The sequence below is a fragment of the Actinomycetes bacterium genome (assembly GCA_036510875.1).
Taxonomy (GTDB): Bacteria; Actinomycetota; Actinomycetes; order Prado026; family Prado026; genus DATCDE01.
In genome coordinates, this window is sequence record DATCDE010000063.1 from 1 (window position 1) to 9,413 (window position 9,413).

The 9,413-nt window shown below is 71.2% G+C and carries 10 protein-coding genes; 4 read left to right on the top strand and 6 right to left on the bottom strand.

The window, feature by feature from the left end; genetic code table 11:
• The 3 genes from VIM19_03420 to VIM19_03430 form a co-directional block, all read right to left on the bottom strand.
• Positions 1-2,478 (bottom strand): vitamin B12-dependent ribonucleotide reductase (locus tag VIM19_03420; protein HEY5183958.1); only part of this gene is annotated, 2,478 nt, incomplete at its 3' end.
• 116 nt (positions 2,479-2,594) lie between these two features.
• Complete coding sequence (gene nrdR, locus VIM19_03425; protein ID HEY5183959.1) at positions 2,595-3,074, bottom strand: transcriptional regulator NrdR; 480 nt, start codon at positions 3,072-3,074, stop codon at positions 2,595-2,597.
• 198 nt (positions 3,075-3,272) lie between these two features.
• The gene (locus VIM19_03430; protein HEY5183960.1) at positions 3,273-3,590 is read right to left on the bottom strand and encodes a LysM peptidoglycan-binding domain-containing protein; all 318 of its coding nucleotides are present in this window, start codon (positions 3,588-3,590) and stop codon (positions 3,273-3,275) included.
• Positions 3,591-3,837: 247 nt separating this feature from the next.
• Between VIM19_03430 and lexA the strand changes: the two genes are divergently transcribed.
• The 3 genes from lexA to VIM19_03445 all read left to right on the top strand — a co-directional run bounded on the left by lexA (position 3,838) and on the right by VIM19_03445 (position 5,678).
• Positions 3,838-4,494 carry a transcriptional repressor LexA gene (gene lexA, locus VIM19_03435; GenBank protein HEY5183961.1) on the top strand — a complete coding sequence of 219 codons (657 nt, stop codon included), beginning with the start codon at positions 3,838-3,840 and terminating at the stop codon, positions 4,492-4,494.
• Between the two features lie 87 nt (positions 4,495-4,581).
• Positions 4,582-4,875: a hypothetical protein gene (locus VIM19_03440; GenBank protein HEY5183962.1), complete on the top strand. Its 294-nt coding sequence runs from the start codon at positions 4,582-4,584 to the stop codon at positions 4,873-4,875.
• A gap of 299 nt (positions 4,876-5,174) precedes the next feature.
• Positions 5,175-5,678 carry a patatin-like phospholipase family protein gene (locus tag VIM19_03445; GenBank protein ID HEY5183963.1) on the top strand — a complete coding sequence of 168 codons (504 nt, stop codon included), beginning with the start codon at positions 5,175-5,177 and terminating at the stop codon, positions 5,676-5,678.
• A 42-nt stretch (positions 5,679-5,720) separates the two neighbouring features.
• Here VIM19_03445 and VIM19_03450 read toward each other — a convergent pair whose 3' ends face one another.
• Complete coding sequence (locus VIM19_03450) at positions 5,721-7,796, bottom strand: alpha/beta-hydrolase family protein (GenBank protein ID HEY5183964.1); 2,076 nt, start codon at positions 7,794-7,796, stop codon at positions 5,721-5,723.
• A gap of 120 nt (positions 7,797-7,916) precedes the next feature.
• Positions 7,917-8,219: a hypothetical protein gene (locus tag VIM19_03455; protein HEY5183965.1), complete on the bottom strand. Its 303-nt coding sequence runs from the start codon at positions 8,217-8,219 to the stop codon at positions 7,917-7,919.
• On the opposite strand from VIM19_03455, the gene VIM19_03460 reads away from it, so the two are divergent.
• Complete coding sequence (locus VIM19_03460) at positions 8,167-8,565, top strand: DUF4232 domain-containing protein (GenBank protein ID HEY5183966.1); 399 nt, start codon at positions 8,167-8,169, stop codon at positions 8,563-8,565. The two genes, VIM19_03455 and VIM19_03460, sit on opposite strands and share 53 nt — an antisense overlap.
• On the opposite strand, the gene VIM19_03465 is transcribed toward VIM19_03460, so the two are convergent.
• The coding region (locus tag VIM19_03465; protein HEY5183967.1) for an ATP-dependent DNA helicase at positions 8,549-9,413 on the bottom strand (865 nt) is incomplete at its 5' end. The genes VIM19_03460 and VIM19_03465 overlap by 17 nt on opposite strands.

Below are 9,413 nucleotides of genomic sequence, written 5' to 3' on the forward strand. Positions count from 1 at the left end.
CGACTGCGCCATCCTGATGTCCGGGTCGTCGGTCAGGCCGGCCGGCTCGAAGCGCAGGTTGGTGAACTTCTCGACAAAGGTCTCCAGCGGCACGCCGTACTGCAGGCCGATCGACACCGCGATCGAGAACGCATCCATCACGCCGGCCAGGGTCGAACCCTGCTTGCCCAGCTTGAGGAACACCTCGCCGAGACCGTTGTCCGGGTACGAGCCCGCGGTCATGTAGCCCTCGGCGCCGCCCACCGTGAAGGACGTGGTGAGTGACGGCCGAGACTTCGGCAGCCGCTTGCGGGTGGCCCGGTGCTCCACCGTCGTCGCGCTGGACAGCGCCTCCACCGCGGAGTCCGCACCCTTGGCCTTCGCGTCGGACAGCGGCTGGCCGACCTTGCAGTTGTCCCGGTAGACCGCCAGCGCCTTCAGACCGAGCTTCCAGCCCTGCAGGTAGACGCCTTCGATCTCCTCGACGGTGGCCGACTCGGGCAGGTTCACGGTCTTGGAGATCGCACCGGAGATGAACGGCTGGACGGCGGCCATCATCCGCACGTGGCCCATGGGCGCGATCGAGCGGGCACCCATGGCGCAGTCGAACACCTCGTAGTGCTCCTGGCGCAGCCCGGGTGCGTCGATCACGTGCCCGTGCTCGGCGATGTGCTCGACGATCGCCTCGATGGTCTCCTCGGAGTAGCCGAGCTTGCGCAGCGCCCGCGGGATCGTCTGGTTGACGATCTGCATCGAGCCGCCGCCCACGAGCTTCTTGAATTTCACCAGGGAGAAGTCCGGCTCGATGCCCGTGGTGTCGCAGTCCATCATGAAGCCGATGGTCCCGGTCGGTGCCAGCACCGAGGCCTGCGCGTTGCGCCAGCCGTTCTTCGCGCCGATCTCCAAGCACTTCTGCCAGGCCTTGGTCGCCTCGGCCTTGATGGCGCCGTCCATGTGCCCCAGCGCGCGGATCTCGTCATTCGCAGCGGCGTGCTTGCGCATCACCCGGGCGTGCGGCGCTGCGTTGCGGGCGTAGCCCTCGTACGGGCCGACCACGCCGGCCAGCTCGGCACTGCGCTTGTACGCTGTGCCGGTCATCAGGCTGGTGATGGACGCCGCCAGCGCGCGGCCACCGTCGGAGTCGTACGCGTGCCCGGTCGCCATGAGCAGCGCGCCCAGGTTCGCGTAGCCGATGCCCAGCTGGCGGTACTTGACCGTGGTGTCGCCGATCGCCTCGGTCGGGAAGTCCGCGAAGCAGATCGAGATGTCCATCGCGGTGATGATGAACTCGACCGCCTTGGCGAACGTCACCGCGTCGAAGGTGGCGTCCTCCTTGAGGAACTTCAGCAGGTTGAGGCTAGCCAGGTTGCAGGAGGAGTTGTCCAGGCTCATGTACTCCGAGCACGGGTTGGACGCGGTGATCCGGCCGGTCTCCGGGTTGGTGTGCCAGTCGTTGATCGTGTCGTCGTACTGGATGCCCGGGTCGGCGCACTCCCACGCCGCCTTCGCGATCTTCTCGAACAGGTTGCCAGCGTCGACGGTCTCGATGACCTCGCCGGTCTTGCGGGCCCGCAGCCCGAACGTGTCGCCCGCCTCGACCGCGCGCATGAACTCGTCACTGACCCGGACCGAGTTGTTGGCGTTCTGGTACTGGACGCTGGTGATGTCCTTGCCACCGAGGTCCATGTCGTAGCCGGCGTCGCGCAGCGCGCGGATCTTGTTCTCCTCGCGCGCCTTGGTCTCGATGAACTCCTCGATGTCGGGGTGGTCGACGTCGAGCACGACCATCTTGGCCGCGCGCCGGGTGGCGCCGCCGGACTTGATGGTGCCGGCGGAGGCGTCCGCGCCGCGCATGAACGACACCGGGCCGGAGGCGGTGCCGCCGGAGCTCAGCAGCTCCTTGCTGGAGCGGATCCGCGACAGGTTGAGCCCTGCGCCGGAGCCGCCCTTGAAGATCAGCCCCTCCTCCCGGTACCAGTTGAGGATGGAGTCCATCGTGTCGTCGACGGAGAGGATGAAGCAGGCGCTGACCTGCTGCGGCGACGACGTCCCGACGTTGAACCACACCGGGCTGTTGAAGCTGAACACCTGGTGCAGGAGCATCCAGGTCAGCTCGTGCTCGAAGATCTCTGCGTCGGTGTCGGCGGCGAAGTAGCCGTACTCCTTGCCCGCCTTGGTGTAGGTGAGCACCACGCGGTCGATGAGCTGGCGCAGCGACCACTCGCGCTGGTCGGTGCCGACCGCACCGCGGAAGTACTTGGTGGTGACGATCGTGGAGGCGTTCAGCGACCAGAAGTCGGGAAACTCCACCCCGCGCTGCTCGAAGACGTTCTCGCCGGTCTTCCAGTTGGTCTGGACGACGTCGCGCCGCTCCCAGGTCACCTCGTCATAGGGGTGCACCCCGGCCGTGGTGTACAGCCGCTCCATCGTCAGCCGCTTGCCCTTGATCACCTGTGGCTTGTCCCCTGCCTGGGAGGCCCCGCTCACGGTCTCGGTCATCTTCTGCCGTTCCTCCTGATACACAACGTCTTGATCGGTACCGGGCTTCCCGTCCGGCGGGGGTGGTGAGTGGGGAAGGGGAACTCGGTGGTGGTGCCGGTGGTGCGGGGTGGTGCTCAGGTACTGGGCACTTCGGGCCGGGTGGACACGTCTCGCTCGGCGCGCAGCAGAGCAATCTCGGCGTCGAAGTCCTCGAGGGACTCGAAGCTGCGGTACACCGACGCGAACCGCAGGTAGGCCACCTCGTCGAGCTCACGCAGCGGACCGAGGATGGCCAGGCCGACGTCGTGCGCGTCGATCTCGGCCGCGCCGGAGGTCCGGACGACCTCCTCGACCCGTTGGGCGAGCAACGCCAGCTGGTCCTCGGTGACCGGGCGGCCCTGACAGGCCTTGCGGACGCCGGCCAGCACCTTGGCCCGGGAGAACGACTCGGTGGCCCCGGACCGCTTGACCACGGTGAGGCTCGCGGTCTCGACCGTGGTGAAGCGGCGGTTGCACTCCGGGCACTGCCGGCGGCGGCGGATCGCGGTGCCGTCGTCGGTGACCCGGGAGTCGACCACGCGGGAGTCGGCGTGCCGACAGAACGGGCAGTGCATCGGGACCGACCCCCTCTTCTGTGGACCAGGCTGTGGACCAGGCTGTGGACTGCCTGTTGAGAACCTGTGGGCACAGACCACAACCTGTGGATGAACTACATCGATGTAACCACTAGATGTAGGGGAACCGTAGGACGCGATCGGGCCGCTGTCCAGTCCTTCGGCGCGCGTCGTTGCGCGTCGGCGTGTCGCCGCAGGTCAGGCGGGGACGACGAGCTGCTGGCCGGCCTGCAGCACCTCGGTGCGCATGTCGTTGAGCTCGCGGATGCGGTCGACGGTGGCCCGCGGGTCGTCGTGCGGCGCGACCTGCACGGCCAGCTGCCACAGCGTCTGGCCCGGCTGCACGGTGACCGCCCGGGTGGCCGAGCCGGTTGACTCGGTGCCGGCCTGCGAGGCGACCCGACCGATCGAGAAGGCCAGGAAGGCCACCGCGGCCACCAGGAGCACGAGCATCGCCCGGCCACGACGGGTGAGGCGCACGGAGCTGCCGCTGGGGTGGATCGGGCTGGTGCTCATCGGGGCCTCCGGGGGGAAGGGTCGAACCTGTGTTCGATCGAACGCCTGTACGAGATATACACCGGGGGGCCGACAAAATCCAGTGACACTTCGAACAGGTGTTTGAAACGGGTGTTCGACTGCGCGTACCGTTGCGGTCACCGGACCAGCGTGGCCGTGGGTCCGACAAGTTCGGCTGGAGGCAGACGTGAGCAACAAGCAGCGCGGCGACGAGGGCACGGCCGAGACGGCTGACCTCAGGGACACCGTGCGGGAGATCCCCGACGGCCCCCCCGACGAGTCCGGCCTGACCCCGCGGCAGCGCCGGGTGCTCGAGGTCATCAAGGACGCCGTGGAGCGCCGCGGCTACCCGCCGTCCATGCGCGAGATCGGCGAGGCGGTCGGGCTCACCTCGCCGTCCTCGGTGGCCCATCAGCTGCACACGCTGGAGCGCAAGGGGTTCATCCGCCGCGACCCGAACCGGCCGCGAGCCATCGAGGTGGTTGCCCCCGACAGCGTCGACGAGACCGGCAGCGGCGACGCGCGCCCGGCGCCGTCCTACGTGCCGATCCTCGGCCGGATCGCCGCGGGAGGACCCATCCTGGCCGAGGAGGCGGTGGAGGACGTCTTCCCGCTGCCCCGGCAGCTGGTCGGCGACGGAACCCTGTTCCTGCTGCGGGTGGTCGGCGACTCGATGGTCGACGCGGCGATCTGCGACGGCGACTGGGTGGTGGTGCGCCAGCAGCCCACCGCCGACAACGGCGACATCGTGGCCGCCATGCTCGACGGCGAGGCGACGGTCAAGACGTTCAAGCGCAAGGACGGCCACCTCTGGCTGCTGCCGCACAACCCGGCCTACTCCCCCATCGACGGCGACTACGCCACGATCCTGGGCAAGGTCACGGCGGTGCTGCGCCGGATCTGACCGCGACCGCTGGCCAGCGTGACGGGGGGCTCGGCCGTCCCTAGACTCGCTGGGTCCGGCGGAGTCGTTGGGGGAGGGCGGTGCCCGGTGGTCGTCGACACGCCCGGGATCGCCGTCGACCGCCTACCCCAGCTGGTCCTGGACAGCCCCTCCGAGCGGCTCAAGCCCTACGTCCCGCGGCTGGTCGTCGACTGGCTGCGCAGCGGTTCCCAGGACACCTATCGCGACGTCGAGGGCAGCCTCGCCTTCGTCGACATCTCAGGCTTCACCCAGCTGACCGAACGGCTGGCCCGCAAGGGCAAGGTCGGCGCCGAGGAGATGAGCGACGGGCTTCATCCTGGCCGAGCTGGCGCGGGTGGCGACAGCGCGGGACGACGGTAGCCGCGCTCGGGAGCTCGCCGGGTCGAGCGAGCTGGCCCTGGCCGCACTCGGCTTCGTGGGCAGCAGTCGGTACCCGCGGTCAGGGGCGTAGCCGCGGATCCTCGACGAACAGCACCGGCAGCGACAGGTCCCCGGTGAAGCTATTGCCCGCACGGGCGATCGCGTTGACGTCCACGCAGAAACCGAGCGACCTAGCCACGGGGTCGACGATCTGCCCGACCTGTGTCAAGAGCGCACCCGCGTTGGGGTCGTTGTCCGATGTTGGCAGTGGGACGCAGCGGAGAGCACAACGGTGTGCGGTGCGTCACGACCGGGTGGCCGACCGCACGGTGCTGCTCGTCGCCTCTTTCGGCGCTTCCCTGGCCCGCAGTGGCATGCTGGCCGACGCCGTCCTGGCGTCGATCGCGCTCCCGGTGCTGGTTCCCCCGAGACGGCACGACGACCGGTTGCTCGCGGACGGCGGCATCCTGGACAACCTGCCGATGACCCTGCTCACGGAGCGGGATGAGGGGCCGCTGGTCGCCGTCAACATCGGCATGGGCGCCGGCGGTGACGGCCACGGCCGGAGGGGCCGGGAGCCGCCACAGCGCCGCACCGCGTCAGGGTCCCGTCACTCGGCGAGACCCTGCTGCGGACCATGTTCATCGGCAGCGGCGGCGCGGGCCGCCGGGGCGGTCGTCGTCACCCCGGCGGCCATGGGCGTGGGGCTGCTGGAGCTCCACCAGCTGGACCCGATGGTCGAGTCGGGTCGGGCGGCCGGCCGCGCGCTGCTCGACCAGGCGGGACACCTGCTCAGCCGGTGAGCTCGCCGAGCCTCTCGCGCAGGGCGGCCACGTGCACCGCCGTCAGGTCGCGGCGTACTCGTCGGACTCGACGGCCAGCCCGGAGCTGAGCAGGGCCGGCACCCGCTCCTCGGGCACCCCCCACTTGGCCAGCTGCTCGCGGACCTTCGCCTCCGCCTGGGCGGACTGGTCGGCCAGCAGCCGGCGCTGGGCCCAGGCCAGCTCGCGCTGGCGCAGCGCCCGCTCCATGCGCTCCATCCTGGCGTCGTCCAGCGGCAGGTCGTAGGCGAGCGAGGTGAACCGGGCGAGGTCCTTGCGGTAGTCGTGCCCCTTGGCCACGAACTTGCCGGGGATGACGTTCATGGCGTTCTTCACGTCGATCAGCGTGACGAGGAACGTGGTGTACGGCCGCCAGGCAACCTCCGGCGGCACCCCGGGCTCCCTGCTCTCGGCCGGCCCGAGCCAATCGGGGGCCTGCACCGCCAGCGGGAACCAGAACTTCGGCATCGGGTCGTTGTGGTGCGAGAGCAGGAAGTAGCGGGCCCGCTCCCTGACCTCCTCCGGCAGCGCGAGGTACTCCTCGTAGGAGTCCACCTCGACGACCTCGCCGTGCGGGTCCCACACCGACGGCTCGGACAGCCAGCGCTGCCGCCACTTGGTGTTCGCGGGGGTGCCGAGGAACAGGCCGCGCTCGAGGCCGACGCGGGAGAAGCCCCGGGCGCCCTCCTCCTGGAACACGTCCAGGGAGGTTTGCGCACCGAGGCTCTCCCCGAAGATCGCCAGCCGTGGACGGCGGTCCTCCGGGATCGCGTGCAGCCGCCACTTCAGCGCGTGCAGGAAGGCGTTGTTCTGGTCGATCCCGATGCCGACCCGGCCCAGCGACATCGGGGACGGCCGCAGCGAGTACTGCATGGCGACGCAGGCGACGTCGCCCCGGCTCAGGTACTCCAGCGCCTCGGCCGTGACGTAGTTGAGGTAGCCGGTGCCGGTCGGCGACATGAAGACGATCAGCTTGCGCTCGAACGCTCCGAGCGCCTCCAGCTCGCGCATCGCCAGGTCGGCCCGGCCGCTGGTGGTGTCGTTGGACTCCAGGCCCACGAACACCCGGATGGGAGCCATCGCCGGCTCGTCCATGACCTCGGTGATCTCGGCCGGGGTCAGCGCCATGTTGACGAAGCGGCGTCCCTCTCGACCGACGTCCCCCCAGGAGACGGAGCTGCGCGGGCCACCGCTGACGAAATCGGAGGTCGGCGGGGTGCGGTAGGCGGCCTCGACGGCGTCCCCGCCGTGCTCGGCCTTGCGGAAGACCTTCTGCAGCCCCGCGTAGCCGGCGCCGGCCAGCAGCCCGACAGCGGCCAGGTGGCCGATCGGCTTGGCGATCAGCTCGGCCCGCGGGGAGACCGCCTGCACCACCACGCCCACACCGTCGGCGAACAGCCGCTCGCCCTCGGCCAGGACGAGCAGCCCGGCCGAGACCCCGGTGCCGACCAGCAGCGCGCGGCCGGTCGCCACCGACGCCCCCTCCTCCTTCAGGGGCATGCCGGCGGCGTCGGTCTCGATGCCTGCTCGCTGCATCCCCTTGCGCAGGGCCCGGTACTCGACCGCGGCGAGCGTGCCGCCGAGCGGCAGCGCGATCGGCACCCGACGCCACCAGTCGCGGCTGCCCTCCCCGGAGAGCCGCTCGAACGCGGCGTCCAGCCCGAGCAGAATGGACCCGGACAACCCGCCCACGGCCACCCGCCAGCTGGTGGCACGACCCCAGGCCCGGGCGATCGGCTCGTCCTTGCGCTGGGCCAGCAGCCGCTGAGCGAGCACCCCGGCGCCCATCGCCGCGACGTTGCCCACCAGGACGACGTTGCGGTGGGCGATCCGCTCGGCCCGGGTCATCGGCCGAACGCCGGTGACCCGGAAGGCGCCGCTCTCGATCATCGACTGGGCCAGCGCGGTGAGCGCGTAGTTCACCGTCACCGAGACGCCGGTGACGATGGCCTGGTCGGCGGTCGCCCGGGGCAGCAGCCCCCGGCTGTACGACCGACCCACGCTCGTCGACGCGGCCAGGATGCCGGCCCGCTCGGGCAGCTGCATGCCCCGGCCGGCCGCGCCCAGCACCCGTCCGGCCACACTTCCGACGTCCGCCATGGTTGCCGCCTCTCCCACGTGGTCCAGGTCGCGAGCCCCACCCTGCCGGATCCGAGCGATCTCAGGAAGCCGTTCGCCGGTGCACGGGACTTTCGCCCCGGCGGGAGGGCGCGCATAGGCTCACCGGGTGACCGTTCGCCGCACCGCGTCCTTGCTGACCTCGGCCGCCGCACTCGTCGTGCTGCTCGCTGGCTGTAGCGGGGGCAGCAGCCCGAGCTCTGCAGCGTCCGCCACCTCCAGCAGCCCGGCCGGCTCAGCCAGCGCGTCGAGCGCGTCGCCCACGGCGGGCCCGAGCGACACGGCGAGCGCGAGCACGTCGGCGTCGACGGCCGGCTCGACGGCCTGCGCGACGGCGCAGCTCACCGTCGCGCTGGGCCAGACCGACTCGGCGGCCGGCAACCAGTACACGCCGATCGCGTTCACCAACCGAGGCGACGCCGCCTGCACGATGACCGGCTTCCCCGGGGTGGCGTTCCTGAACACATCCGGCCAGCAGGTCGGCCCGGCCGCCGTCCGGGAGGCCCAGCCGGTGCAGACCGTGCAGCTGCCCGTCGGGGGCTCCGCGCACGCGATCATGGACTTCCATGACGCCGGGCTGTACTCGGCGTCCGCCTGCCAGGCCGCGGCAGCGGCGTACCTGCAGGTCTACCCGCCGAACCAGACGACGGCGGTCCGGCTCACCTCCGGTCAGCAGGTGTGCACCCAGCCGATGAGCAGCCCTCAGCTGACCGTCCGCCCGGTGCGCCTCGGGGTCAGCCCGACCCCCTGAGCGCGCGCAGCGAGCGCCGGACCACCGCCGGGTCATCGGTGCGCCAGAACGGTGGCAGCGAGCGCAGCAGGAATCCCGCGTAGCGGGCGGTGGCCAGCCGGGAGTCCAGCACGGCCACCACCCCGCGGTCCTCCGCCGAGCGGATCAGCCGGCCGGACCCCTGCGCCAGCAGCAGCGCCGCGTGCGCCGCGCTGACCGCCATGAACCCGGCCGCCCCGGCGGCGTCCTGCCGGGCCCTGACCAGCGGATCGTCGGGCCGCGGGAACGGGATGCGGTCGATGACCACCAGCTGGCAGGCGTGGCCGGGGACGTCGACGCCCTGCCACAACGACAGGGTGCCGAACAGGCAGCTAGCCGGGTCCTCGGCGAAGCGCCGGACCAGCTCGGCCGTGGCGTCGTCCCCCTGACACCACAGGGTCAGCTCGGGCAGCCGTCCGCGCAGCTCCTCGGCGGCCTGCTGGGCGGCGCGCAGCGAGGAGAACAGGCCCAGGGTACGACCGCCCGCAGCCTCGACCAAGCCGGCCAGCTCGTCGAGGAACGCCTCGGACAGCCCGTCGCGGCCGGGCGGCGGCAGCTGCCGGGCCACGTAGAGGATGCCCTGCCTGGGGTAGTCGAACGGCGAGCCGACGTCCAGCCCGGCCCACGCGGGCGGCACCTCACCGGGCGCGCCACGGGTCAGGCCGAGCGCGTCGGCCACCGGGTCGAAGCTGCCGCCGAGCTCGAGGGTGGCCGAGGTCAGGATGACGGTGGCGCCCTTGAACAGCTGCTCTCGCAGCAGGCCCGCGATGGACAGCGGCGCGCGGTACAGGGCCGGGGGACGCCGCTCGGAGTGGGTGACCCACACGACG